Source organism: Actinomadura sp. WMMA1423 (assembly GCF_006547145.1).
In the GTDB taxonomy this organism is placed as follows: Bacteria; Actinomycetota; Actinomycetes; order Streptosporangiales; family Streptosporangiaceae; genus Spirillospora.
In genome coordinates, this window is record NZ_CP041244.1 from 577,251 (window position 1) to 602,952 (window position 25,702).

Annotated in this window: 24 protein-coding genes; 7 read left to right on the plus strand and 17 right to left on the minus strand. The window is 76.2% G+C overall.

From position 1 onward, the window contains the following. The first annotated feature begins 1 nt into the window (after position 1). Positions 2–2,641, plus strand: a complete 2,640-nt coding sequence (cphA, locus tag FKD65_RS02905) for a cyanophycin synthetase (RefSeq protein ID WP_141576006.1) — start codon at positions 2–4, stop codon at positions 2,639–2,641. Here cphA and FKD65_RS02910 read toward each other — a convergent pair. From FKD65_RS02910 to FKD65_RS02955, 11 genes are all read right to left on the minus strand, one after another. Beyond that, positions 2,638–3,432: a phosphatase PAP2 family protein gene (locus tag FKD65_RS02910; RefSeq protein WP_240809941.1), complete on the minus strand. Its 795-nt coding sequence runs from the start codon at positions 3,430–3,432 to the stop codon at positions 2,638–2,640. The genes cphA and FKD65_RS02910 overlap by 4 nt on opposite strands. 219 nt (positions 3,433–3,651) lie before the next feature. Then, positions 3,652–4,809 carry a 4-hydroxybenzoate 3-monooxygenase gene (locus FKD65_RS02915; RefSeq protein WP_141576007.1) on the minus strand — a complete coding sequence of 386 codons (1,158 nt, stop codon included), beginning with the start codon at positions 4,807–4,809 and terminating at the stop codon, positions 3,652–3,654. Between the two features lie 51 nt (positions 4,810–4,860). After that, positions 4,861–5,688, minus strand: a complete 828-nt coding sequence (locus FKD65_RS02920; RefSeq protein ID WP_240809942.1) for an IclR family transcriptional regulator — start codon at positions 5,686–5,688, stop codon at positions 4,861–4,863. 28 nt (positions 5,689–5,716) lie between these two features. Then, positions 5,717–6,106: a 4-carboxymuconolactone decarboxylase gene (pcaC, locus tag FKD65_RS44725; protein WP_240809943.1), complete on the minus strand. Its 390-nt coding sequence runs from the start codon at positions 6,104–6,106 to the stop codon at positions 5,717–5,719. Continuing rightward, positions 6,103–6,876, minus strand: coding sequence for a 3-oxoadipate enol-lactonase (gene pcaD / locus FKD65_RS44730; RefSeq protein ID WP_240809944.1), 774 nt, complete (start codon positions 6,874–6,876; stop codon positions 6,103–6,105). The genes pcaC and pcaD overlap by 4 nt, the downstream gene beginning before the upstream one ends. After that, positions 6,873–8,111, minus strand: coding sequence for a 3-carboxy-cis,cis-muconate cycloisomerase (gene pcaB / locus FKD65_RS02930; protein ID WP_141576008.1), 1,239 nt, complete (start codon positions 8,109–8,111; stop codon positions 6,873–6,875). Before pcaB ends, pcaD begins: the two co-directional genes overlap by 4 nt. Beyond that, on the minus strand, positions 8,101–8,664 hold the full coding sequence (gene pcaG, locus FKD65_RS02935) for a protocatechuate 3,4-dioxygenase subunit alpha (RefSeq protein ID WP_141576009.1): 564 nt from the start codon (positions 8,662–8,664) through the stop codon (positions 8,101–8,103). The genes pcaB and pcaG overlap by 11 nt, the downstream gene beginning before the upstream one ends. Further along, positions 8,664–9,356: a protocatechuate 3,4-dioxygenase subunit beta gene (gene pcaH, locus FKD65_RS02940; RefSeq protein ID WP_302931581.1), complete on the minus strand. Its 693-nt coding sequence runs from the start codon at positions 9,354–9,356 to the stop codon at positions 8,664–8,666. Before pcaH ends, pcaG begins: the two co-directional genes overlap by 1 nt. Before the next feature lie 106 nt (positions 9,357–9,462). Then, positions 9,463–10,449, minus strand: coding sequence for a sigma-70 family RNA polymerase sigma factor (locus FKD65_RS02945; protein WP_302931582.1), 987 nt, complete (start codon positions 10,447–10,449; stop codon positions 9,463–9,465). A 98-nt stretch (positions 10,450–10,547) separates the two neighbouring features. Next, on the minus strand, positions 10,548–11,633 hold the full coding sequence (locus FKD65_RS02950; RefSeq protein ID WP_141576012.1) for an alcohol dehydrogenase catalytic domain-containing protein: 1,086 nt from the start codon (positions 11,631–11,633) through the stop codon (positions 10,548–10,550). Then, positions 11,633–12,130, minus strand: coding sequence for an XdhC family protein (locus FKD65_RS02955; RefSeq protein ID WP_141576013.1), 498 nt, complete (start codon positions 12,128–12,130; stop codon positions 11,633–11,635). Before FKD65_RS02955 ends, FKD65_RS02950 begins: the two co-directional genes overlap by 1 nt. 186 nt (positions 12,131–12,316) lie before the next feature. Between FKD65_RS02955 and FKD65_RS02960 the strand changes: the two genes are divergently transcribed. From FKD65_RS02960 to FKD65_RS02970, 3 genes are read left to right on the plus strand one after another with little or no spacing between them, the layout of a single operon-like run. Further along, a complete protein-coding gene (locus tag FKD65_RS02960; protein ID WP_168220923.1) occupies positions 12,317–12,871 on the plus strand; it encodes a universal stress protein in 555 nt (184 codons plus the stop codon). A 57-nt stretch (positions 12,872–12,928) separates the two neighbouring features. Further along, positions 12,929–13,570, plus strand: coding sequence for a nucleoside monophosphate kinase (locus tag FKD65_RS02965; protein WP_141576015.1), 642 nt, complete (start codon positions 12,929–12,931; stop codon positions 13,568–13,570). Beyond that, entirely contained in the window at positions 13,567–14,439 is an 873-nt protein-coding gene (locus FKD65_RS02970) for a 1-aminocyclopropane-1-carboxylate deaminase/D-cysteine desulfhydrase (RefSeq protein ID WP_141576016.1), read from the plus strand. Before FKD65_RS02965 ends, FKD65_RS02970 begins: the two co-directional genes overlap by 4 nt. A gap of 41 nt (positions 14,440–14,480) precedes the next feature. Here the strand turns inward: FKD65_RS02970 and FKD65_RS02975 are convergent, their stop codons facing one another. From FKD65_RS02975 to FKD65_RS02990, 4 genes are all read right to left on the minus strand, one after another. Beyond that, entirely contained in the window at positions 14,481–15,554 is a 1,074-nt protein-coding gene (locus FKD65_RS02975; protein ID WP_141576017.1) for an acyl-CoA dehydrogenase family protein, read from the minus strand. Next, positions 15,551–16,744: an acyl-CoA dehydrogenase family protein gene (locus FKD65_RS02980; protein ID WP_141576018.1), complete on the minus strand. Its 1,194-nt coding sequence runs from the start codon at positions 16,742–16,744 to the stop codon at positions 15,551–15,553. The genes FKD65_RS02975 and FKD65_RS02980 overlap by 4 nt, the downstream gene beginning before the upstream one ends. A gap of 199 nt (positions 16,745–16,943) precedes the next feature. Next, positions 16,944–17,390 (minus strand): nuclear transport factor 2 family protein, encoded by a 447-nt coding sequence (locus tag FKD65_RS02985; protein WP_141576019.1) that lies wholly within the window; start codon positions 17,388–17,390, stop codon positions 16,944–16,946. Then, positions 17,387–17,785, minus strand: coding sequence for a nuclear transport factor 2 family protein (locus tag FKD65_RS02990; RefSeq protein WP_168220924.1), 399 nt, complete (start codon positions 17,783–17,785; stop codon positions 17,387–17,389). The genes FKD65_RS02985 and FKD65_RS02990 overlap by 4 nt, the downstream gene beginning before the upstream one ends. Before the next feature lie 81 nt (positions 17,786–17,866). On the opposite strand from FKD65_RS02990, the gene FKD65_RS02995 reads away from it, so the two are divergent. Further along, positions 17,867–18,454 carry a TetR/AcrR family transcriptional regulator gene (locus FKD65_RS02995; protein WP_141576021.1) on the plus strand — a complete coding sequence of 196 codons (588 nt, stop codon included), beginning with the start codon at positions 17,867–17,869 and terminating at the stop codon, positions 18,452–18,454. Between the two features lie 16 nt (positions 18,455–18,470). Here the strand turns inward: FKD65_RS02995 and FKD65_RS03000 are convergent, their stop codons facing one another. Then, a complete protein-coding gene (locus tag FKD65_RS03000; protein WP_141576022.1) occupies positions 18,471–20,492 on the minus strand; it encodes an AAA family ATPase in 2,022 nt (673 codons plus the stop codon). A 153-nt stretch (positions 20,493–20,645) separates the two neighbouring features. Here FKD65_RS03000 and FKD65_RS03005 point away from each other — a divergent pair, with 153 nt between their 5' ends. After that, entirely contained in the window at positions 20,646–21,449 is an 804-nt protein-coding gene (locus tag FKD65_RS03005) for an SDR family oxidoreductase (RefSeq protein WP_141576023.1), read from the plus strand. A 91-nt stretch (positions 21,450–21,540) separates the two neighbouring features. Next, complete coding sequence (locus FKD65_RS03010) at positions 21,541–22,386, plus strand: ATP-binding cassette domain-containing protein (RefSeq protein WP_141576024.1); 846 nt, start codon at positions 21,541–21,543, stop codon at positions 22,384–22,386. On the opposite strand, the gene FKD65_RS03015 is transcribed toward FKD65_RS03010, so the two are convergent. Further along, the gene (locus FKD65_RS03015) at positions 22,319–25,534 is read right to left on the minus strand and encodes a carboxyl transferase domain-containing protein (RefSeq protein WP_141576025.1); all 3,216 of its coding nucleotides are present in this window, start codon (positions 25,532–25,534) and stop codon (positions 22,319–22,321) included. The genes FKD65_RS03010 and FKD65_RS03015 overlap by 68 nt on opposite strands. Positions 25,535–25,702: the final 168 nt, after the last annotated feature.

Here is a 25,702-nt window from a genome sequence, read left to right on the forward strand (position 1 = left end):
GGTGCGACTGGACCATGTGCGCCGCCTGGGCGGCCCGAACGTCTACCTGTCCCGGCCGGTCGCGATCGCGCGGCTCGACCTGCAGGGCCTGACCGGCCACGAGACCACCGACCACCCCGGCTTCGCCGAGCGGCTCGTCGACGCGCTGCCCGGACTGGCCGGGCACCACTGCTCGGCGGGACGGCCGGGCGGGCTGCTGGAGGCGATGGCGCGCGGCACCTACTTCGGCCACGTCACCGAGCACGTCACGCTGGAGCTGTCCGGTCTGATCGGCCGCGAGGTGTTCTTCGGCCGCACCGTGCGCGCGGGCGGGCCCGCCGCGTACGACGTGATCCTGGAGTGCCCGCGCGACGAGCCGCCCGCGAGCCCGGTGGTGGAGCGGCTGATCGCGCTGGCGGTGCGCATCGTGGGCGGAGCGCTCGCCGGGCTCGTCCCGGACCCCGCGGCCGGCCTGGCCGCCGTCGCCGCCGTGCACGAGCAGGAGCGGCTCGGGGTGAGCACCGCGGCGCTGGCGCGGGCCGCCCGCGAGCGGGGCGTGCCGGTGCGCCGGGTCGGCGGGCTCAACCTGCTGAAGCTCGGTTACGGGCGGTACCGCCGGACGGTGTGGGCGGCGATGACCGACGCCACCTCGGCGATCGGTATGGAGGTCGCGGGCGACAAGCGGCTCGCCCACCGCCTGCTCGCCGACGCGGGCCTGCCCGTGCCGGAGGGCCGGGTCGCGGCGTCTCCCGGCGAGGCGCTGGAGGCGCTGCGCGCCATCGGCGACCCCGTGGTCGTCAAGCCCCTGGCCGGGCACCAGGGCGAGGGCGTGCACATCGAGCTGACCACCCCGCAGGAGGTGGTGGCCGCGTTCGCGTCGGCGGCGGGGGCGGACGGCAAGGCCCTGGTCGAGGGCTACATCCCGGGCAGGGACTACCGGGTGCTGGTCGTCGGCGGCCGGGTCGCGGCGGCGTCCGAGCTGACCGCCGCGTGCGTGACCGGCGACGGGACGGCCGCGGTGGCGGCGCTGGTGGAGCGGGTCAACGCCGACCCGGCGCGCGGCGAGGGGCACGACCGGCCCCTCACCCGCATCACCCTCGGCCCCACCGAGCTGGCGCTGCTGGCGCGGCAGGGGCACGGCCCGGAGACGGTGCCCGCCGCCGGGGAGCGGGTCTGGCTGCGCCGCAACGCCAACCTGTCCACCGGCGGCACCGGCCGGGACGTCACCGCCGCCGTCCACCCGGAGGTGGCCGCGATGTGCGTGCGGGCCGCCGGGGCCGTCGGCATGGACGTGTGCGGCATCGACCTGCGGCTGCCCGACATCGCCTCCCCGCCGCCCGCCGAGCACGGCGCCGCCGGGATCCTGGAGGTCAACGCCGCGCCGGGCCTGCGGATGCACCTGGCGCCGCACGAGGGCGCCGGGCGGGACGTCGCGGGCGACATCATCGGCCTGATGTACCCGGAGGGGACGCCGTCCCGGGTGCCGCTCGTGTCGGTGACCGGCACCAACGGCAAGACCACGACCGTCCGGATGATCGCCCACATGCTGGAGCTGGACGGGCGGCGGACCGGCATGACCAGCACCGAGGGCGTGTACGTGGGCGGGCGCCTCGTCCACCGGTCCGACGCGTCCGGGCCGCGCTCGGCGGAGATGGTGCTCGGCGACCGGTCGGTGGAGGCGGCCGTCCTGGAGACCGCGCGGGGCGGCATCGTGCGGCGCGGCCTCGGCTACGACCGCGCCGACGTCGCGGTCGTCACCAACATCACCCGCGACCATCTCGGCGTGGACGACACCGAGTCCCTCGAGGACCTGGTCGACATCAAGTCGCTGGTCGCCGAGGAGATCCGCCGGGGCGGGCACGTGGTCCTCAACGCCGAGGACGAGGCGTCGGCGGGCCTCGCCGAGCGGCCCGGGGTCCGCGAGCGCGACCCCGTGCTGCGGCTGTTCGCCCTGTCCCCGGACGCCCCCGCCCTCGCCGCCCACCTGCGCGGCGGCGGGGTCGGCTACTGCGTGCGGGACGGCCGGCTGACCGAGGTGCGCGGCGACCGCCGGACCCCGGTCCTGCCGGCCGCGGAGGTGGCGGGCTCGTTCGGCGGGCACGCCCGGCACGTGATCGCCAACGCGCTCGCCGCGTCGGCCGCCGCCCGCGCCCTCGGCGTCCCGGTGGAGGTGGTGGCGCGGGCCCTGCGCTCATTCGACCCGCACACGCGCAACCCCGGCCGGGGCTGCGTGTACCGGGTCGGCGCCAACCCCGTCCTGGTCGACTACGCGCACAATCCGGCGGCGGTCGGGGCGATGGGCGCGTTCATGGAGCGGTGCTGGGGCAGGGCGGGGGTCGCGGCGGTGACGCTGCCCGGGGACCGCTCCGACGAGCTGGTGAGCGAGACCGCCCGGGCGCTGGCGGGATCGTTCGGCCGCGTCGTCGTCTACGAGGACGAGGACCTGCGCGGGCGCCGCTCGGGCGAGATGACCCGGCTGATCGTCCGGGGCCTTCGGGAGGTCCGCCCGGACGTGCGCCACCACCCGGCGGGCGACCTGAAGGGGGCGCTGACGTCGGCGCTGGACATGGCGGAGCCCGGCGAGCCCGTCCTGCTGCTGTACGAGAAGCTCCAGCCGGTGACCGAACTGCTGGAGACGCTGGGCGCCGAGCCCGCCGGCTAGCCGGCGGGGCCGTCCGGGCCGTCGGGCCGGGGCGGGCGCAGCAGCAGGGCGGTGACCGTCAGAAGCGCCAGCACCACGATCCCGTCCAGCCAGTAGTGGTTGGCGGTGCCGACGACGACCGCGATCGTGGCGATCGGGTGGAGGAGCCACAGCCATCGCCATCGCGTCCGGGACGTGACGACGAGACCGAGGGCGATGACGGCGGCCCAGCCGATGTGCAGCGACGGCATGGCCGCGTACTGGTTGGCGATCGTGTCGGTCTCCGGCGCCCCGTAGACCGACGGCCCGTACCGCGCGGCGGTGTCGACGAGCCCGGTCGCGGGCAGCATGCGCGGCGGCGCCAGCGGTACGAGCAGGTGCAGCACGAGCGCCGCGGCGGTGAGCGCCACGAGGACCCGGCGCACCCACCGGTAGTGGGCGGGCCGCCGCAGGTAGATCCAGAGCAGGAAGAGCACGGCCGCCGGGAAGTGCACGACGGCGTAGTAGGAGTTGGCCGCGTGCACGAGGGCCTGGCTGTGCATCAGGCCCTGCTGGACGACCGCCTCGTCCGGCAGCCCGAGGACGTGCTCCAGGCGCAGGACGCGGTGGGCGTTGTCGAAGGCCTCCCTCACCCGCCCGTCCGCCAGCAGCCGCCCGAGCTTGTAGGCGGCGAACAGCACGCTGATCAGCAGCAGCTCGCGGACGGGCCGCGGGCGGCCGCCGGGCCGTCCCGCGGCCGCGCCGGCGCGGCCCGGCCTGCGCAGTCGTGCTAAAGCACCGGCCTGGCGGGGCGGCTGGTCCAGGAGGCTCACTGCGCTGTCCTTCACGTCGTCTTCGGCGCCGGCCGGGGGGGCCGGCCGGGGGGGCTCGCGGGCGCCGTCCGGCCGGGCGGCGTCGAGCGGATGCCGAAGCCTTTCACCTTCCGCGTCCGCGTGGCGAGGTCTCACCGTAGACCAAAGTTGCCTAAGTGGCAAAAATTCAGAGGCTGCCAATTTCGGCGACGCGCGTCCCGCCGGCCTCCATCGCTCCGGCTAGTCGATGGGAAGACCGGTGTAGTTCTCCGCCAGGGAGGTCTTCGCGGCCTCCGAGGAGACGACGTAGTCCAGGTGGGACCGCTGGAGCCGCTGCTCGAAGGCGGTCGCGGCCGGATCCACGTGCAGCAGCGTGGTCATCCAGTACGAGAAGTGCTCGGCCCTCCACACCCGCCGCAGGCACGCGTCGGAATAGCCGTCCAGCAGCGTGTGCGATCCCGAGGCGTAGCGCTCGGCGAGCGCCCGCGCCAGGACGGTCACGTCCGACACCGCGAGGTTGAGGCCCTTCGCCCCGGTCGGCGGGACGATGTGGCCCGCGTCCCCCGCGAGGAGCAGCCGGTCGTGCCGCAGCGGCTCGGCCACGAAGCTGCGCATCGGCGTGATCGACCTGTCGGTGATCGGCCCTTCGCGCAGCGTCCAGCCGTCGCCGGTCGCGAACCGCGCCGCCAGCTCGTCCCAGATCCGGGCGTCGGGCCACGCGGCGACGTCCTCGTCCGGCGGCACCTGGAGGTAGAGGCGGCTGACGTGCGGCGAGCGCAGGCTGTGCAGCGCGAACCCGCGGTCGTGGTGGGCGTAGATCAGCTCGTCGGTGGAGGGCGGGACGTCGGCGAGGATCCCGAGCCAGGCGAACGGGTAGTCGCGCTCGAAGGTCCGCAGCCCGGGGACCGCCGGCCGGCTGACGCCGTGGAACCCGTCGCAGCCGGCGATGTAGTCGCAGTCGAGCGTGCGGGTCCGCCCGCCGCTGCGGAAGGTCACGCTCGGCGCGGCGGCGTCCAGGCCGACGACCTCCGCCTCGAACCGCACGTCGCCGCCGTCGGCCAGCCGCCGGGCGACGAGGTCCTTGACGATCTCCGTCTGCGCGTAGACGGTGACGGTCCGGCCGGTGAGGCCGGTCAGCGGGATCCGGTGCCCCGCGCCGCCGAACCGCAGCTCCAGCCCGTGGTGGACGAGGCCCTCCCGGTCGAGCCGCTCGCCGGCGCCGCTCTCGCGCAGGACGTCGGTCGTGCCCTGCTCCAGCATCCCGGCCCGCTGCCGATGCTCCACGTAGTCGCGGTCGCGCCGCTCCAGGACCACCGAGTCGATCCCCTGGAGATGGAGCAGGTGCGACAGCAGCAGTCCCGCGGGGCCTCCGCCGATGATCGCGACCTGGGTACGCATCGATCCTCCTCGTGGTGGTGCGCCCGCGTGCGCGCGGGCGGCGCCGCGGGTTCAGGCGCCGGCGTCCCGCTCGGCGGAGAACGTGTCCGGGGGGCCGGTCCAGTGCGCGGCCACGTCCCGGGACAGGGCGCGCACCGCGGTGGTCAGCGGGGGCAGCAGCCGCCGCACGTCGGCGCCGCGGGTGCTCGACACCAGCGACATCGCCGCGACCACCTCGCCCGCGCCGTCGCGCACGGGGGCGCCGACGGACGACGCGCCGAGCGTCATCTCGTCGCGGGTCACCGCGTAGCCGGAGCGGCGGACCTGCTCGAGGCAGCGCCGCAGCTCGTCCGGATCGGTGATGGAGCGCGCCGCGTGCCGGGTCAGCTCGCCTGCCAGGACGTCCTCGCGCACCCGCGGCGGCGCGAACGCCAGCAGCACCTTCCCGACGCCGGTGGTGTGCAGCGGCAGCGTGGCGCCGACCTGGGTCACGACAGGCACCGACCGCGTCCCGCGCAGCCGTTCCACGATCAGCACCCGCTCGTCGCGGAGCACGCCCAGCTGGACGTTGTCGTGGGTGGCCTCGTAGAGGTCCTCCATGTGCGGGAGGGCCAGCTCCCGCAGCCCGGTGACGGCGGGGGCCTGGCTTCCGATGCGCCACAGGCGGGTGCCGATGCGGTACGTGCCGTCCGGCACCCGCTCCAGGAACCCGCCGCCGACCAGCTCCCCGACCAGCCGGTGGCCGGTGGCGAGGGGCAGGCCGGCCCGGCGGCAGATCTCGCTCAGGTTGAGGCGGACGCCGCCCTGGGCGAACGCGTTCAGGATGGCCATCACCTTGCCCGCCACGCTGACCGGCCGCGCGCGCTCCGCGCCGCCCTCTCTCCCGGCGTCCCCTTCCACGTGGCCCCTCCGCCCGGGTTCGCGCCCGTCACTCCTGTTCGCCGAGCACCCGCTGGGCGACGGCGAAGGCCGAGTTCGCGGCGGGCACTCCACAATAGATCGCCGTCTGCAGGAGGACCTCCCCGATCTCGTCGGGGGTGAGGCCGTTGCGGAGCGCGGCGCGCACGTGCATGGCGAGCTCGTCCAGGTGGCCGCCCGCGACCAGGGCGGTCAGCGTGACGCAGCTGCGGGTCCTGCGGTCCAGGCCGGGGCGGTCCCAGACGTCGCCCCACGCGTAGCGGGTGATCAGGTCCTGGAAGTCGGCGGTGAAGCCGTCCTTGCGGGCCTCGGCGCGGTCGACGTGGGCGTCGCCGAGCACCTCGCGCCGCGTCCTCATGCCCCGCGCGTACCGCTCCTCGTCGGACAGGCGCTCGCTCATCGGCGGGATCCCCTCCATGTGCGGTCCAGGTGCGCGGTGATCGCCTCGTTGACCTCGGCCGGGCGCTCGGCGCTCGCCAGGTGCCCGGCGCCCTCGACGACGGTCAGGGCGGCGCCGGGGATGCCGGCGGCGAGCCGGTCGGCGTGGCCGCGCGGCGGCGTCGGGCCGTCCTGCGCTCCGGCGACCACCAGCGTCGGCGCGCCGATGCCGCCGAGGCGCGCGGTCGCGTCGAACTCGGCCAGGGCGTCGCAGCAGCCGGCGTAGGCCTCGGCGTCCGTCGCGCGCAGCATCGCCACGTAGGGGCCGGCGCCGGTGAAGGCCGGCGTGAACCAGCGCGCCGCCGCCCCGGCGGCGACCGGGCCCACCCCCTCGCAGCGCACGAGCGCGGCGCGCTCGCGCCACGCCGCCGGGTCGCCGAAGCGCGGGGAGGTGCAGCACAGGACCAGGCTCGCGACGCGGTCCGGGGCGCGAAGCGCGAGGGCCGTCCCGACCGCGCCGCCGAGCGAGACCCCGGCGTAGGCGGCCCGCCGGACGCCGAGGCCGTCCAGCAGGGCGACGACCCCGTCGGCGAGGTCCTCGACGGTGAACGGGCCGCCGGGCGGGGGCGCGCCGCCGTGGCCGGGGAGGTCGTAGCGCAGCACGCGCCAGGCGCGGGTCAGCTCCGGGAGCTGCGGGAGCCACAGGTCCATGGAGGTGCCGAGGGACGGCCCGAGAACGACGACGGGGGCGCCGTCCGGCCCGTCCAGGCGGTGCTGCGGTACGGCGGTCACGTGCGGCTCCTCCGGTACGCGTCGAGGGCCCGGCCGACGAGGGCGGCGGCGGCGCCCGTCCCCGGGTCGCCGCCGAGGACCTCCAGGAGGTCGTCGAGGTCGGCGCGCATCCGCTCGGTGGAGATCTCCAGGCCGTCCAGGAGCTCGGCGGCCGTCTCGGCGGCGCCCCCCGTGAGCCGCAGGCACTCGCGCAGGGGCTGCCACTCGGCGTGCCACTCCCCCGCCGGCCGCTCGTGCGGCGCGGCCTGCGCGGCGAGCACCACCTGGACCTGCGCCGGGACCTGCAGGGCGGCGGACCTGACCAGCGCGGACAGCGCCGGGTTGCGCTTGTGCGGCATCGACGACGAGCCGCCCCTGCCGGCGCCCGCGGCCTCGGCCGCCTCGCCGACCTCGCTCTGCGCCAGCAGCCAGACGTCGGTGGCGGTCTTGCCGAGGGCGCCGGCGACCACCGCCAGCGCCGCGGCGAGCCCGGCGACCGGCGCGCGGCGGGTGTGCCACGGCAGGACGGGGCAGGCCAGGCCGGTCTCGCGCGCGTAGGCGGCGACGAGGTCGAGGGCGTCCTCGCCGAAGGCGTCCAGGGTCCCGGCGGGGCCGCCGAGCTGCACGGGCAGCGGCACCGCGGCGAGCCCCTCCCGCGCCTCCAGGCAGCCCACGAGCCAGCCCGCCGCCTTGGCGCCGAACGTCGTCGGCAGCGCCTGCCGGCCGAGCGTGCGCGCCGGCATCGGGGTGTCGCGGTACCGCGCCGCGAGCCCGGCCAGCGCGTCCAGTGCCCGGTCGAGGTGGGCGAGGACGACGCGCCTGGCGCGGGCCGCGACGAGCATGGCGCCGGTGTCGGCGATGTCCTGGCTGGTGGCGCCCTTGTGGACGTGCTCGCCCGCGGCGCCGGCGAGCGCGCGCAGGTCGGCGACCAGGGGCACGACCGGGTTCGCGGAGCCGCGCGCCCGGCGGGCGATGCCGGCCAGGTCGAACCGGTCCGCGTCCGCGGCGGCGGTGATCGCCTCCGCGGCCCCGGCGGGGACGAAGCCGAGGCGGGCCTGCGCGCGGGCGAGCGCCGCCTCCGCGTCCAGCATGGCGGTCAGGTAGGCGAGGTCGCTCGTGGCGGCCTCGGTCTCGGTCCCCGCCCGCACGGGCGACAGCAGCCCGGCGTCCGGCGCCGGGCGGTGCCCCCGCCCCGGATGGTGCTCCGGCGCGGAGCCGTGCGCGCCGGGCGGCGGCCCGTGCTCGTCAGAAGGCAAGGAAGACCGTCTCCCGGTCGCCCTGCAGGCGGATGTCGAACCGGTACTCCCGCTCGCCCTCGCGTTCGGCCACCAGCGTCGCGCGCCGCTCCTCGGGGACGGCCCCGAGCAGCGGGTCGCTCGCGCGGGCGTCCTCGTCCTCGGGGAAGTACAGCCGGGTGAAGACCGGCTTGAGCAGGCCGCGGGCGAAGACCAGCACGCAGATGTGCGGGGCGCCGCCGCCCACCGGGCCCGGCTTGACGGTGCTGAACCGGTAGCCGCCGGCGGCGTCGGTGCCGCACCGTCCGAAGCCGGAGAAGCCGTGCCCGGCGCGCACGATGCCGCCGGGGCGCCGCGCGATCTCGCCGTGCTCGTCGGCCTGCCAGATCTCCAGCAGCGCGTCCGGTACCGGCCGGCCCGCGCCGTCGAGGACGCGTCCGCGGACCGCGATCGCGTCGGGGCGCCACGGCGGGACCACCTCCGGGCCCGCCTCGTAGGGCAGCGCGTACCCGAAGAAGGGGCCGACCGTCTGCGACGGCGTCGTGGCCGAGGGCGTGCGGGAGGGCGTGCTCATCAGGCCTCCGCCGGGGTGTCGCCGAGGACGATGTCCCACTGGTAGCCGAGTGCCCACTCCGGTGTGGTGGTCTCCATGTCGAACCGGGAGACCAGCTTCTGCCGGTCCCGCTCGTCGGGGATCGACTGGAAGATCGGGTCGTGGGCGAAGAGCGGGTCGCCGGGGAAGTACATCTGGGTGACGAGCCTCTGGGTGAACGCGGTGCCGAACACCGAGAAGTGGATGTGGGCGGGCCGCCACGCGTTGCGGTGGTTGCCCCAGGGGTAGGCGCCCGGCTTGATCGTGACGAACCGGTAGCGGCCGCCGTCGTCGGTCAGGCAGCGCCCGGCGCCGGTGAAGTTGGGGTCGAGCGGCGCGGGATGGAGGTCGCCGAGGTGGGCGTACCGACCGGCCGCGTTGGCCTGCCACACCTCCACGAGCGCGCCGGGCACCGGGCGGCCCGCGCCGTCGAGGACGCGGCCGGTCACCACGATCCGCTCGCCGAGCGGCTCGCCCGCGTGCTGGACGGTGAGGTCGTGGTCGCGCCGGCCGAGTTCCTGGTGGCCGAACACCGGGGAGGCCAGCTCGACGCAGTCCGGGCCGAGCTTCGGCATGACCAGGTCCTGCGACGGGGCGCGGAGCACCGTGCTCTTGTACCCCGGGTACAGGTACGGCGGGTGCGTCATACCCTCATCCCTCCTCGCCCTCCCCATTCCCGCTCTGCGGGGAGGCCATCGCGGCGCCTCCGGCCACCACCCTCGCAAACGGCGCAAGCCGCGCCGCGCCCGGGTTTCCGCCCAGCGGAAGGCGAGGGGGCGGTCAGAGCCTGTCGGGGAGCCCGAAGAGCGGGAACAGGCTCGTGTCGAAGAACACCGAGACGTGCGCGACGCCCTCGTCGGTGATGGACAGCACCTGCAGGTGGTAGGCGCTGTGCACGCCGTCGTCGCCGCGCCTGTAGAGCCCGAAGGCCGGCTGCCCGTTGGCGGCCGCCGGGACCATCCGGAGGTCGCCGGGGGCGGGGCGGCACTGGGCCGTGATGAGCCGGACGGCGTGGTCGGCGCCGACGAACCACTCGGGGAAGGGCGGCATCTCCCAGACGACGTCCTTCTTGAACAGCTCGATCAGGCCGCCGATGTCGGCGTCCTCGAAGGCCTTGGCGTAGCGCTCCAGAAGGTCGCGCTGGGCGGGGTCGGTCGGCTCGACCAGCTCGTCGCGCAGGGGCGTGTGCTCCTCCAGTTGCGCCCGCGCCCGCTGGAGCGCGCTGTTGACCGCGGCGGTGGAGGTGTCGAGCAGCTCGGCGACCTCGGCGGCCCGCCACTTCAGGACGTCGCGCAGGATCAGCACGACCCGCTGCTTGGCGGGCAGGTGCTGCAGCGCCGCGACGAACGCCAGCCGGGTGCTCTCGCGCGCGGTGACGATCGTCGCCGGGTCGGCGGCGTCGGCGCCGAGGACGGGGTCGGGGGCGGGCTCCAGCCACGGCACCTCGCCGGAGGCGACGACGGGCCGCTCGGGCTCCTCGCTCGGCGCCCCCAGCCCGGACGGCATCGGCCGGTGGCCGCGCTGGTCGATCGCGGTCAGGCACACGTTGGTGGCGATCCGGTACAGCCAGGTGCGCAGCGAGGACCGGCCCTCGAAGTCGCCGTAGGAGCGCCACGCCCGCAGGTAGGTCTCCTGCACCAGGTCCTCGGCGTCGTGGATCGAGCCGAGCATCCGGTAGCAGTGCGCCGTGAGCTCCCGCCGGTAGGGGTCGGCGAGGGCCAGGAAGTCGCGGTCCGTGTCAACGGTCTTCGGCATGGTGGTCGTCACCTCTGCTGGGCGGGTCGCCGGGGCGGCGAGGGCGGCGGGCGCCGTCGCCTCCGACCGTAGGCGGGCCCACCGACAGAACACGTCCGTCGCGTCCGATCCTACGCTCCCGGCCCGTGCCGGTGAGCGGGGCCGTGACCGGCGGACCGCCGCCGACCAGGCTCGATCACCGTGATGCCGGCGCCGGACATGCCGGCGAGGGCGGCCGGGGCGTCGTCCAGGGCGAGGACGCGGCCGACCAGCAGGTCGGGGCGCAGCGTCCCGGCGCGGACCAGCTCCATCATCGGGCCGTAGGCGTGGGCGGCCATCCCGTGGCTGCCGACGATCTCCAGCTCCCAGCCGATCACCCGCTCCATCGGCAGGTCGGCGCGGCCCGCGCCCGGCGGCAGCAGCCCGACCTGGACGTGCCGGCCGCGGCGGCGCAGGGACAGCACCGAGGCGCGGGCGGTGGCCGGGCTGCCGAGCGCGTCCAGCGAGACGTGGGCGCCGCCGTGGGCCGCCTCGCGGACGGCCTCCCCCACCTCGTCGTGGGCGGAGGCGTCGACGACGGCGGACGCGCCGCAGCGGCGCGCCAGCTCCAGCGCCTGCGGCGACACGTCGACCGCCACGACCCGCGCGCCGGCCGCCGCGGCGACCATGACGGCCGACAGCCCGACGCCGCCGCAGCCGTGCACCGCGAGCCACTCGCCCGCGCGCACGCGCCCCCGCGCGAGGACGGCGCGGAACGCGGTGGCGAACCGGCAGCCGAGGGCGGCCGCGGTGGTGCAGGCCATCTCGTCCGGGAGGCGCACCAGGTTCACGTCGGCGGCGTCGATCGCGACGAGGCGGGCGAACGAGCCCCAGTGGGTGAAACCGGGCTGGGTCTGGGCCTCGCAGACCTGCTGCTCTCCAGCCGCGCAGGAGGCGCAGCGCCCGCAGGCGCACACGAACGGGACGGTCACCCGGTCGCCCGGCCGGAAGCCGGTGACACCCGCGCCGGCCTCCTCGACCGTCCCCGCCAGCTCGTGCCCGGGGACGTGCGGGAAGGAGCGGATGTCGGGGTCGTGGCCCTGCCAGCCGTGCCAGTCGCTCCGGCACACGCCCGTGGCCTCGACCCGGATCACCGCGCCGCCGGGCGGGACCCGCGGATCGGGCAGCTCGCGGATCTCCAGGGGGCCGCCGAAGGCGTCGTAGGCGACCGCCAGCACTAGAACTCGAAGCCGCCGGGGCGGCCGTTCCGGTCGGCGATCAGGCCGGCGAGGGTCGCGACCGCGATCTCGGCGGGGGTCCTGGAGCCGATGTTCAGGCCGATCGGGCGGTGCACGCGGGCGATGTCGGCCGCGGGGACGCCGAGTTCGGTGAGGGCGGGGACGTGCGGGGCGGGATGGCGCGGGTTGCCCATGACGCCGACCCACCGGACGGGCTGGGTCAGCACGTCGCGCAGGACGGGCCCGAGCTCGGGCCGGTGGTGGTCGGTCACGACGACGTCGGCGGCGGCGTCCAGGGGCGGCAGGTCGGCCATGCCGCCCCGCTCCTTGTCGGGGTCGACGAGGAACGTGCGGTAGCCGAGGTCGGCGGCGTAGCGCAGGAGGTGGTCGGCGACGGGGCCCGCGAACACCGCGACCAGGGTCCGCTCCCCCGCGTCGGGCCGGACGTCGCCGTGCGCGACGGCGCAGGAGGAGTCGTGCTCGTGCGGTGCTGCCATACCCGCAGTGTGCCCGGCCCGGCGCCGGGCGGTCCAGCGGCCACGCCACCGCCCCCGGTTCTCCCCCGATCCGCCGCGAAACGCCGGATCGGCGCCGACCGCTGCCGCGGGAACATGGAACTCTCGCGCCGGAACGGGTATGCCTACTGTCTAGACTGCTGTCACCCGGCGGCCACAGGAGGGACCGTGATCGCGAGACCGGAGGGCGGGCCCCGCGTCGTGGTGGGGGTGGACGACTCCGCGGGCGCGCGCTGCGCCCTCTCCTGGGCGATCGGCGAGGCGCGGCTGCGCCGGCTGCCGCTGCTGGTCGCGCACGCCGCGCCGCTGCCCCCGCACGTGTCCGCGGCGGGCCAGCTCGGCTGCGGCATCACCGAGGCGCTGCGCGCCTCTGGGGCCGAACTCGTCGCCCGGCTCCTGGCGGAGGTGTGCGGCGGCCCGCCCGAGGGCGTCGACCTGACCGCGCTGGCCCTCGTCGGAGAGCCGGGCGCCACCCTCGTACGGCTGGCTGGAGACGACGACATCCTCGTCGTGGGGCGGGGGACGCGGGGCCCGTTCTCGCGGCTGCTCCGGCCCTCGGTGCGGCTGCACTGCGCCCGCAGGGCCCGCGCGACCCTGGTGTGCGTCCGCCCGCCCGCGTTCGACACGCTGCTGGAGAGCCTGGCGGTGCGCGACGAGGCGCCCGGGAGCGCGCCCGACTCCCGCTTCCGGCGGCTCGGCCGCCGCCTGCGCCTCCCCCTCTGACCCCGCCCCTGACCCCGCTTCCGACTCCCGCCAGGGTGGTGGCCCTAGGCTCTGCGCATGCGCAAGTACGTGATCATCGGTGCGGCCGGCAGCGGCAAGGGGACGCAGTCCGGGCTGCTCGCACGCGATCTGGACATCGTCCACATCAGCGTCGGCGACATCTTCCGCTGGCACGTCAAGAACCACACCAAGCTGGGCGCGCAGGTGCGCCGCATCATGGCGTCCGGAGAGCTGGTCGGCGACGACCTCGCGGAGAGCGTCGTGCGGGAGCGGCTCGCCCAGCACGACTGGAACTACGGATTCGTCATCGACGGGTTCCCGCGCAGCCGGCGGCAGACCGAGTTCTTCCTGGAGAGCTACGACATCGACGGCGTCATCCACCTGGACCTGCCGGACGAGGAGGTCAGGCGCCGGGTGCTGGCCCGGCGGCTGTGCGCCCGGTGCGGGATGGACTACAACCTGATCGCCGACCGCCCGACGCAGGAGGGGCGCTGCGACGTGTGCGGGGGCGAGCTCGTGCACCGCGAGGACGACACGGAGGAGGCGCTCGCCGGGCGGCTGCGCGACTTCCACGACCGGACCGACCCGATCCTGGAGCTGTTCGGCCGCAAGGAGTACGTGGTGACCGTCGACGCGCGGCCGGGCGTCGAGGAGGTCCAGCGGACGCTCCGCCAGCGGCTCGGCCTGCCGATGCCATGACCGCCTCCCCCGGCCCCTCCTCCCCCTGGCCCGCCTCGCCTGTGGTGGAGCTGGCCGACGAGCGGGCGGCGCGCCGGGGGCTGCGGCTCTTCCTGAAGCGCGACGACCTCGTCCACCCGGAGCTGCCGGGCAACAAGTGGCGCAAGCTCCGGCACAACGTCGGGCCGGCGCGCGAGCACGGGACGCTCCTGACCTTCGGCGGCGCCTACTCCAACCACATCCGGGCCGCGGCGTCGGCGGGCAGGATCCACGGGTTCGCGACCATCGGCGTGATCCGCGGCGAGGAGCACCTGCCGCTGAACGCCTCGCTGGCGCATGCCGAGCGCATGGGGATGCGCCTCACCTACATGGACCGCACGACCTACCGGCGCAAGCACGAGCCCGGCGTCGTGGAGGAGCTGCGGGAGCGGTGGGGCGACTTCTACCTGCTGCCCGAAGGCGGCAGCAACGCGCTCGCCGTCCGGGGCTGCGCCGAGCTGGGCGCGGAGGTCCCGGGGTTCGACGTGGTCTGCTGCCCCTGCGGGACGGGCGGGACGCTGGCCGGGCTCGCCGCCGGGCTCGCCGCCGGCCAGCGCGCCGTCGGGTTCCCCGTCCTCAAGGGCGGCTTCATGGCCGCGGAGGTGGAGCGCCTTCAGCGTGAGACCTACGGCGGACGGCGCGGGGACTGGAGCGTCGAGGACGGCTTCCACTTCGGCGGCTACGCGCGCACGACCCCGGAGCTGGACGCCTTCGCCGGCGACTTCGCCCGCCGGCACGGGGTCGTCCTCGACCGGGTCTACACGGCCAAGATGATGTTCGGCGTCCTCGCGCTGGCCGAGCGCGGCGCGTTCCCGGAGGGCTCCCGGATCCTGGCGGTCATCACCGGCTAGGCGGGCGGCCCCGTCCCGGGGACGGGGCCGCCCGCCCGGGGTCAGGCCGGAGGCAGGTCCACCAGGGCGGCGAGGGCCGCGCGGTGCCTGTCGGGGGTGCCGAGGGCGATGGAGTCGGCCTTGGCGCGCTTGAGGTACAGGTGCGCCGGGTGCTCCCAGGTGAAGCCGGTGCCGCCGTGCATCTGCACGCACTCCTCGGCGGCCTTGAGTGCGACCGCCGAGCAGTGCGCCTGGGCGACGGCGACCGCGATCGGCGTGTCCCCGTCGTCCGCGGCCGCGCAGGACGCGGCGTGGCGGGCGACCGCGCGGGCCTGGGTGATCGAGGCCCACAGGTCCGCGAGCCGGTGCTTGAGGCCCTGGTAGGAGCCGACCGGGCGGCCGAACTGGTAGCGCGTCTTCACGTAGGCGACGGTGTCCTCCAGGCAGCGCTCGGCGAGCCCGAACTGCTCGGAGGCCAGCATCGCGGCACCGGTCCGCAGCGCGGCCCGGACGGCGCCGGGCCCCTCGGCGACGCGCCGGGCGGGCGCGCCGGAGAAGGCGATGTCGGCGAGGCGGCGGGTCATGTCGAGGGAGGTCGCGGGGGTGCGGCGGGCGTCGGCGGCGTCCACCGCGTAGAGGCCGTCGCCGGCCGGGACGAGGAGCACCTCGGCTGCCATGCCGTCGGCGACGCTGGTGACCTCCCCGGTCAGCGCACCGTCCGCCGCCCGGACCGTCGCCGGGACGTCCCCGGGCGCGGTGCTGAACGGGACCGCCAGGACCGCGATCCGCTCCCCGGCGGCCATCTCCGCGAGGAGCTCCCGCTCCCCGGCGGCCAGCAGCGCCGCGGTGGCGATCACGGCGCTGCCGAGGAACGGGACGGGCGCGGCGGCCCGGCCGAGCTCCTCCATCACGACGGCCGTCTCGCGCCAGGTCGCGCCGGCGCCGCCGAGATCCTCGGGGACCGGCAGCCCCGCGCAGCCGAGCTGCCCGGCCAGCGCACGCCACAGCGGCGCGTCGTAGGGCTCGTCCTTCTCGGTGCCGGCGAGGACGGAGGTCCAGGGCGCCTTGTCGTTCAGCACCTCCCGGACGCTCGCCCGCAGGTCGTTCTCGATCTCGCCGTACAGCAGGTCGCTCATCGGGGCAGGTCCTTCCACGCCACGTCCTTGTCGACGCGGATCTCGCCGGGCAGGCCGAGGACGCGCTCGGCGATGATGTTGCGCAGGATCTCCGAGGTGCCGCCCTCGATGGAGTTGCCCTTGGCGCGCAGGTAGCGGTAGCCGGGCGAGCGGCGGGTGAAGTCGACCTCGCTGGGGCGGCGCATCGTCCAGTCGTCGTAGCGCAGGCCCTCCTCGCCGAGGAGCTCCAGCTCCAGGCCGGACACCTCCTGGTTGAGCTTGGCGAAGGCCAGCTTGGCGCCCGACCCCTCCGGGCCGGGCTGCCCGGCGGTGAGCTGCTGGCGCAGCCGCGCCCCGGTGAGCCGGGCCGCCTCGGTCTCCACCCACGCGCGCAGCAGGGCGTCGTGCAGGCCGGGGGTGCGCAGCTCGGGGCGGTCGCGCCAGAGCGCGGCGACGACACCGATCATGCCGCTCTCGCGCGGCGCGGCCTGGCCGCCGATCGCGACCCGCTCGTTCATCAGCGTCGTCGTGGCGACCCGCCAGCCCTCGCCGACCTCGCCGAGCCGGTGCTCGTCGGGGATCCGCACGTCGGTGAGGAACACCTCGTTGAACTCGGCCTCCCCGGTGATCTGCCGCAGCGGCCGCACCTCGACGCCCGGCGCGGTCATGTCGCACACGAAGTAGGTCATGCCGCGGTGCTTGGGGACGTCCGGGTCGGTGCGGGTGACGAGGATCGCCCAGCGCGCCTCGTGCGCCATGGACGTCCACACCTTCTGGCCGTTGACCGTCCAGGCGTCGCCGTCGCGGACGGCGCGGGTGCCGAGCGCCGCGAGGTCGGAGCCGGCGCCGGGCTCGCTGAACAGCTGGCACCACACCTCCTCGCCGGTCCACAGCGGGCGCAGGAAGCGGCGCTTCTGCTCCTCGGTGCCGAAGGCGGCGATGGTCGGCGCGGCCATGCCGAGGCCGATGCCGTTGCGCTCGGGGTGGTTGGTGGGGGCGCCGGCCTCGGCGAAGCGCCGCTCGACGGCCGGATGCAGGTGCGGCGGGGCGCCGAGCCCGCCGAGCCCCTCGGGGTAGTGGACCCAGGCGAGGCCGGCGTCGAACCGGGCCCGCAGGAACTCCAGCGGCTCGGTCGCCGAGGGGTCGTGGCCGGCGAGGAACTCGCCGGCCCGCCTGCTCAGCTCGTCGGCGTCGGGCGGTGCTGTGCTCACGGGGCCTCCGCGCGGGGCGTGGGTGGCGGCGGCCACCCGGACCGGACATACCAACCGGTCGGTATGCCGCCGTCCACCCTAGGAACGGCCGGGACGGCCAGTCAACCGCCCGCGCCGGACCGCGCCCGGACGTTCCGCCCGCACGCGCCGCCCGTGCGGCGGGCGGCACGGGGGCCTCCTCCCCGCCGCGCACCCGCTCTCAGCCGTCGCGCATCGCCCGCGCGAAGCCCGGATGGTCGTGATAGTCGCGGGTCTCGGCGATCAGCCCGCCGCGCACCCGCAGCACCTGGATGTTGGCGACGCGGAACGTGCGGCCCGAGGTGGCCACGCGGCCGTCGTAGTCGAACTCCGCGACGATCACCTCCGGGTCGGCGGTGTCGTGCACCACCACGTCGCGGGCGCGCAGTTCGAGGGGCCCGCGCGCGGCGGCGCGGAAGTGCCGGTCGATCACCGCGCGCCCCTCCAGGCGCGGCGGCGCGGGCGGGAGGGCGAACGGCTGCTCGACGACCGCGTCCTCGGCGTAGAGGGCGGCGAGCTCGTGCCAGCGGCCGGCCGAGATGCCCGCACTGAGCCGCGCGAACACCTCACGGGGGGTCGCGGCGCCTGGAGTGGCCTTGCCGGCCGGGTTCACGCCAGGAGGGTTCACGCCATCGCCTCCTCGAAGGCGCGGTGGTGGGCGTAGTCGCGGGACTCCACGATGTGGCCGTCGCGCACCCGCAGGACGAAGATGTTGGGCACGACGAACTCCCGCCCGTTCTCGGTGTTGCGGCCCGCGTACTCGAACTCCGCGATGATCACCTCGGGGTCGGCGGTCTGGTGCACGACGATGTTGCGCGCCTTCATCTCCACCGGCAGCGTCTCCAGCTGCGCGAAGTGCCGGCGCAGCGCCTCGCGGCCCTCCAGCCGCGAGGCCGGGTGGGCGAACGGGTGCACGACCACGGCGTCCGGCGCGTAGAGCTGCGGCAGCCCCTCCGGCCGCCGCGCGATGATCCCGTCGATCAGCCGCTGGAAGACGGCCCGGGGGCTGGCGAACTCTGACATGCGATCTCCCCTACAATCGGAGTACGGGCTCCGCATGAGAAAATACGGAGCAAAGACTCCGGTTGTCAACGGAAGGCCGCGATGACGTCACCCGACCCCGGCAGGCCCCTGCGCGCCGACGCCCAGCGCAACCGCGCCAAGGTCCTCGCCGCGGCCGAGGAGGTCTTCGCCGTCCAGGGCACCTCCGCCCCCACCGAGGAGGTGGCGCGCAAGGCGGGGGTCGGCATCGGGACGGTGTTCCGGCACTTCCCCACCAAGGAGTCGCTGCTGGAGGCCGTGCTCGTCGCGCTGGTGGAGCGGCTGGCGGCCGAGGCGCGCGAGCTGGGGTCGGCGGCCGACCCCGGCGCCGCGTTCTTCGGCTTCTTCTCCCGGGTGGTCTCGCAGGCGGCGACCAAGCAGGCCGTCACCGAGGCGCTGGCCGAGGTCGGCGTCGACGCCCGGGAGGCGACCGGGCGCGCCGGGCCGGGCCTGAAGGCCGCCATCGGGGTCCTCCTCCAGCGGGCGCAGGAGGCCGGCGCCGTCCGGGACGACATCGTCCCCGGCGAGGTCCTGGCGCTGCTGGCCGGCATGTCCTATGCCGCCGGACGCGCCGGGGCCCGCGGCGACGTCCTCCGCATCGCCTTCGACGGGATGCGCCCGCGGGAGGGCCGGGCGGCCGGGAGCGCCTAGGGCGCCCGGCGCCCGTTCACGGCTCCGCCAGCTCGGCGGGGAGGTCGTCCGCGTGGACCACGGTCAGCGTGCTGACGGCGCGGGTCAGCACGACGTACAGGCGGGCGAGGCCGCGCTCCTCGGCCGCGGCGATGGCGGCGGGCTCGGCGACGATCACGTGGTCGTACTCCAGGCCCTTGGCGAGGGTCGCGGGGACGACGAGCAGCCGCGCGGCGCCCTCGGACTCGGGCCCGAGCACCTCGTGCTCCAGCCCGGCGGCCTCCAGCGCCGCCGCGTGCGCGCCCGCCCGCGCGTCCGGGCCGATCAGGCCGACCGAGCCGGGGCGGGCGAGGGCGGCGCGCGCCGCCCCGGCCGCTCCCGCGGCGACGTCGGGGACGCGCCGCAGGGTGAGCGCCCCCGCGCCGGGACGCAGTGAGCGCGGCCGCTCCAGGCCGGGCGCCACGTGCGGAAGCAGGCGGGCGGCGAAGTCGAGGACGGTCCCCGGGACGCGGAATCCGAGGGTCAGCTCGGTGACCTCCCCGTCCTGCCCGAGATGGGAGAGGACCTCCTTCCATGTGCGCGCCGACCACACGGTCGTGCCCTGCGCGAGGTCGCCGAGGACGGTCGCCGAGCCCGTCCCGCAGCGGCGGCCCAGCGCCCGCAACTGCATGGCGGACAGGTCCTGCGCCTCGTCCACCACCAGGTGGCCGAGCGAGGCGGTGCGCTCGATGAGGCCGTTCAGCTCGTCCAGCAGCGCCCGCTCGGCCGCGGTCCACTTGGCCGAGCGGTGCGAGCGGGCGGGCCTGCCCCGCAGGAGGACGGCCTGCTCCTCCTCGTCCAGCACCCCCTTCGCGGCCCTGCGCAGCAGGTCGGCGTCCGTCAGCAGCCGGTGCAGGACCTGCTCGGCGGTCACCTTCGGCCACACCGCGTCGAGGACCTGCCTGACCGGCCGGCTCCGCGCCACCTGGTCCTGGACGCGGTCGTCGGGGGCCTCCCCGCGCCGCTCCATCAGCACCAGGACCTGGTGCGCGAGCCGCTGCGCGAAGGCGGCGCGGCCCGCGCCGTAGCGGGTCGTCCCGCGCAGCGCGGCGGCGATCTCGCTGACCTCGTGGCCGGCGAGCCGGTAGCGCGCCGCGCCGCGCGTGACGACGAGCCCCTCCTCCGGCTTGCGGACGTGCAGCCACAGCGCCCTGCGCAGCACGTCCGCCATCCGGGCGCCGCCCTTGACGGCGGCCGCGTCCGCGGGCTCGTCCGCGAGCGGCGGGCCGAGCAGGTCGTCGATGGTGGCCTGCTCGACCCGGACCTCGCCGAGGGCGGGCAGCACCGCCGAGATGTAGGCGAGGAACGCGTGGTTAGGCCCGACGATGAGGACGCCCGACCGCGACAGCTTCTCCCGGTGGGTGAACAGCAGGTAGGCGGCGCGGTGCAGTCCGACGGCCGTCTTGCCGGTGCCGGGCGCGCCCTGGACGCAGACGGTGCGGGGCAGGTCGGCGCGGACGATCTCGTCCTGCTCGGGCTGGATGGTCGCGACGATGTCGCGCATCGGGCCGGTGCGGGGCCGCTCGATCTCCTCGGTGAGGATCCGGGAGGGGCCGATGTCGCCGCCGTCGAGCGGCTCGTCCTCGAAGGCGGTCAGCTCGCCGGCCCGGAACCCGAAGCGGCGACGGAGCCGCCAGCCCATCGGGTCCGCCGGTCCGGCCTGGTAGAAGGCCCGCGACACGGGGGCGCGCCAGTCCAGGACGAGGGGCCGCCCCTCGTCGCCGTCGTGGACGTGCCGCCGCCCCACGTACATGACGGCGGGCAGGTCGGAGCCGGTCTCGCCGTCGCGGTCCATGCGGCCGAAGAACAGCGGGGTGCCCGGGTGGTCGGCCAGCGCCCTCACGCGCTGGTCGAGCAGCGACTCCAGGAACTGCTTGGAGACCCAGTCGGCGGCGACGTCGGCGGTAAGGCGCTCGGCGTGCTCGCGCATCCGGCGCAGCGCGGCGCGGGACTCGGCGAGATGGGCGCGTTCGGCTTCGAGGACCGCGGTCGGGGAAGGGTCGGCGGGCTCGGCGGGCATGCGGACAGACCTCCGGCTGCGAGGGTGGTGGGGGCGAAACCCACGACCTTACCGACCGAAGGGCCACGGCGCCGGACATTTCGAAAACCGCGGCCCCGAGGGCGGCGGCGCTGCGCCTTGCCGGTGGGGCCGGGGTGTGTGACGTTGGTGTGCATGGCGACTCTCACCGGACGGTCCGCGCTGGTCACGGGAGCCTCGTCGGGCATCGGCGCCGTGGTGGCGGAGGCGCTCGCCGCCGCCGGGGCGCGGGTCGGCCTGGTGGCGCGGCGCAAGGACAGGCTCTCGGAGGTGCTCTCCCGGTGCCGCGAGCACGTTCCGGAGTCGGCGATGTGGGAGGCCGACCTCGCCGACCTCGACGCGCTCGCCGACCTCGCCGCCGAGGCCGAGCGCGAGCTCGGCGGCGTCGACGTGCTGGTCAACAACGCGGGGATGCCGAAGCGGCGCCGCGTCCAGGACCTCTCCCCCGCCGAGGCCGACGAGGTGATGCGCCTCAACTACCTGTCCCCGGTGCGACTCACGCTGGCGCTGCTGCCCGGGATGCTCGCGCGGGGGCGCGGGCACCTGGTGGCGGTGGGCTCGGTCGCGGCGCGACTCGGCCCGCCGCACGAGGCCGCCTACTCCGCCTCCAAGGCCGCGCTCACCGCGTTCTGGGAGAGCATGGCGGTCGACCTCGACGGCACCGGCGTGCGGGTCCACGTGATCCAGCCGGCGCTCATCGCCGGGACGGAGCTGTTCACCCTCCCGGGCAACGAGCCGCCGCTCAGCGACGTGTCCGACGCCCTGCCGCCGCAGGAGGTGGCCGCGGCCGTGCTGGAGGTCCTGGAGAGCGGGCGGTTCGAGCGCTACGTGCCGGACTGGTTCGGCGAGATGGCCTCCGGGAAGGCCGCGGACGTCGAGGCGTTCGTCGCGGGGGTCAAGGAGTGGACCCGCGACCGCCTCGCGCCCCCGGCGCCCTGACCCCGCGGTCCGTTGCCGCCGCCTCCGGGCGTCAGTAGGGTGTGGACCCGCCAGTGATCCACATCACACGAGGCGCGAAGGGGCGGATGCCATGGCCGCTGCGCGGGGTCTGCGGGTGCGCGAGGTGACGGTCCGCTTCGGTCGGCTGACGGCCGTCGACGGCGCGGGGCTCACCGCCCCGTCCGGCGCGGTGACCGGCCTCGTCGGCCCGAGCGGCGCGGGCAAGACGACGCTGTGCGACGTGATCACGGGGCTGCGGCGCCCGGCGGCGGGCACCGTGCTGCTGGACGGCGCCGACGTGACGCGCGACGCCGCGCGGGAACGGGCCCGGCGCGGCATTGCCCGCACGTTCCAGCGGGCGGGCGCGGCCGGGCCCGCGACCGTCCGGCAGTCCGTCCGGGCCGCCGCGGCGAGGCACGCGATGACGCGGGAGCAGCCGGGCCGCACGGCGCGGGACCGCTGGCGGCGCCGCTGGGACGGGCGCCGCGAAGCGGGCGCCGCCGCCGACGGGCTGCTCGCCCGCCTCGGCATCGAGGACCACGCGGAGCGGCCCGTCCGGGACGCGCCGCCCGGCGTCGCCGGACTGGTGGACCTGGCTCGGGCCCTCGCCACCGAGCCGGCCGTGCTCGTGCTGGACGAGCCGTGGGCCGGTCTCCCGGACCGGCGCGCGCGGGCGCTGGAGGTCCTCCTGCGGGACCTGGCCGACGAGGGGCTGGCGGTGCTGGTCGCCGGGGACGAGATCGAGCCGGTGCTGGGCGTGTGCGACCTCCTGCACGTCCTGGACGGCGGCAGGGTGATCGCGGCCGGCCCCCCGGCGGAGGTGCGGGCCGACCCCCGCGTGCGGGACGCCTACCGCACCGGGCAGGACCTCACCACGTGTCGATCCACGGGCGGGGACGGTCGTCCATCGCCGGAGCCCCGGCCAGCACGGCGCTGATCCAGCGCCGCGTGTCGGCCGGGTCGATGACGTCGTCCAGCTCGAACACGGTGGCGGCGTGGAGCGCCTTGCCGTACTCGTAGGCGGCGGCGACCATCCGCTCGAACATCGCCTGCGGGTCCTCGGCGGCCTCCAGCTCCTTGCGGAACCCGAGCCGGACGGCGCCCTCCAGCCCCATGCCGCCGATCTCGCCGGTGGGCCAGGCGAGGGTGGCCAGCGGCGCCTTGAACCCGCCGCCCGCCATGGCCTGCGCCCCGAGCCCGTAGCCCTTGCGGAGCACGATCGTGACGAGCGGGACGCGCAGGTTGGCGCCGATGACGAACAGGCGGCCGAAGTGCCGGACGGTCGCGGTCCGCTCGGCCTCCGGGCCCACCATGAATCCAGGGGTGTCGCAGAGCGACACGATCGGCAGGCCGTGCGCGTCGCACAGCTGGAGGAAGCGGGCGGCCTTGTCGGCGGCGTCGCGGTCGATGGCACCGCCGAGGTGCGCGGGGTTGCTGGCGATCAGGCCCATCGGGCGGCCCTCGATCCGGACGAGCGCGGTGATGATCCCGACGCCGAACGCCCGGCGGAGCTCCAGCACCGAACCGGTGTCGGCGAGGTGGGAGACGGCGCGGCGGACGTCGTAGGCGCGCATCCGGTTCTCCGGGACGATGTGCCGCAGTGTCCGCTGGTCGTCGCAGGTCCAGTCGTCGGCGGGGCCCCGGAAGTAGGACAGGTAGCGGCGGGCCGCCCTGACCGCCTCGGCCTCGTCGTCCACCACGATGTCGACGACGCCGTTCGGTTCCTGGTCGCCGACCGGGCCGATCTCCTCGGGCGTGAAGACGCCGAGGCCGCCGCCTTCGATCATGGCGGGGCCGCCCATGCCGATGTTGGCGTCGCGGGTGGCGATGATGACGTCGCAGCAGCCGAGCAGGGCCGCGTTCCCGGCGAAGCAGCGCCCGCTCGCGATGCCCGCGGACGGGACCGCGCCGCTGAGCCGCCCCATCGCGTGGAACGTCGTCACGTCCAGGCCGGAGACGGTGCTGGTGTCGGTGTCGCCGGGGCGTCCGCCGCCGCCCTCGGCGAACAGGACCAGGGGCAGGCGGCGGCGGTGGGCGATGTCGAGCATGCGGTCGGTCTTGCGGTGGTTCTGATGCCCCTGCGTCCCGGCGAGGACCGTGTAGTCGTAGGACATCACGACCGCCTGCGCGCCGTCGACGTCCCCGATGCCGCAGACCATGCCGTCGGCGGGGGTGCGCTCGATGAGCTCCTCCAGGGAGCGGCGCTGCCGCTGCGCGGCGATCGCGAGGGCGCCGTACTCGACGAACGTGCCGGGGTCGCAGAGGTCGCCGATGTTCTCCCGCGCGGTGCGGCGGCCGCGCGCGTGCCGCTTGGCCACCGCCTCCGGGCGGGCCGCGTCGAGCCCGGTCTCGTGGCGGCGCAGCGCCTCGGCGAGATCGGGCCGGATCAGGTCCAGGTCGGCCGCCTCGTCCTCGGCGGCGTGGTCGCCGCCTGCCTCCGCGGGCTCGGTGAACAGCAGCGGCGCGCCCTCGGCCACGGTCTCGCCGGGCGCGGCGGCCAGGGCGCGGACGACGCCCGCCTCTCCCGCGCGTACGACGTGCTCCATCTTCATGGCCTCAAGGACCAGCACCGGCGCGCCCGCCCGGACGAGGTCGCCCTCGGACACCTCCACGCTCACGACCGTCCCCTGCATCGGGGCCGGGACGGCGACCGTGCCGGGCGGCCCGACGGGGGCCGCGGGCTCCTCGGGTCCGGCGGCGGACGGGGCCGTCTCGACGTAGTAGCGGCGGTGCTCGCTCGCCAGCAGCTCGGTCAGGTGGTCGGCGACGAAGGACGTGCGGGCGCCGCCGGCGGTGAAGCCGGGGTGCCGCAGCACGCCCTGCAGCAGCGGGATGCTCGTGGCCACGCCCGCGATCTCGAACTCGCCCAGCGCGCCGTGGGCGCGGGCGGCGGCGGACGGCAGGTCCTCCGCGCGGGCGACGACCTTGGCGAGCAGCGGGTCGTAGCGCGGGCTCGCGCGGTACCCGGCGTACGCGTGGGTGTCGACGCGGACTCCGGGCCCGGACGGGGGCGCGAACGCGGTGAGCGTCCCGGCGCTCGGGCGCGGCGCCCCGTCCGCGCCGATCGTCTCGGCGTTGACCCGCACCTGCACGGCGCAGCCGGACACCGCGGGCGGGGCCGCCAGGCCGACACCGGCGAGGTCCTCCCCCATCGCCAGCCTGATCTGCGCCTTCACCAGGTCGACGCCGGTGATCTCCTCGGTCACGGTGTGCTCGACCTGGAGCCTGGGGTTGGCCTCCAGGAACCAGAAGTCCCCGCCGTCCACGAGGAACTCGAAGGTGCCGAGGCCGGCGTAGCGGACCCGGGCCGCCATGCGCAGCGCGGCGTCCAGCAGCGCGTCCCGCACCGCGGAGGGCAGCGCGGGGGCGGGAGCGACCTCGATCAGCTTCTGGTGGCGGCGCTGGACGCTGCAGTCGCGCTCCCACAGGTGGGTGACGGTTCCGGACCCGTCGCCCACCACCTGGACCTCGATGTGGCGGGCGTCCGGCACGTACTTCTCGGCGTACAGTTCGCCGCTGCCGAAGGAGGCGAGCGCCTCCGACCGGCACCGCTCGTAGGCGTCCGCCATGGCCTCGGGGCCGGTGACGACGCGCATGCCGCGCCCTCCGCCGCCCGCGAGCGCCTTGAGCACGACGGTGCCGTGCTCGCGGGCGAACTCCTCAGCCTCGGCGGGGCTCACGGCGCCGGGCGTGCCGGGCGCCACGGGCACGCCCGCCTCCCGCGCCAGGCCGCGCGACGCCGCCTTGTCGCCCAGCAGCTCCAGCAGTTCCGGGGGCGGGCCGACGAACGTCAGGCCGGCGGCGGCGCAGCCGGCCGCGAAGCCCGCGTTCTCGCTCAGGAATCCGTAGCCGGGGTGGACGGCGTCGGCGCCGGAGTCCTTGGCGGCGGCGACGAGCGCGTCCGCGTCGAGGTATCCCGCGGCGCCCTCGCCGGGCAGGACGCGCGTCTCGTCGGCGCGCCTGGTGTGCGGTGAGGCCGCGTCGTCGCGGGTGCGCACCGCGACCGTCCGCAGGCCGAGCTCGGCCGCGGCCCGGACGACCCGCAGCGCGACCTCTCCCCTGTTGGCCACAAGGATCCCGCCCACCCGGCCTCCTCACCTCGCCTGAGCCGGTCGGCCCTCACTCTAGAGAGCGGGGCGCGGGCGACCGCGCTCGGAGGTCCCGGGCCGCCGCCCGGCCCGCGCGGCGGGACCGCCGGGATCCGTCGGGCGCGCGATGGCCCGGCGGCGGCCCGCGGGGGATAATGGCATACC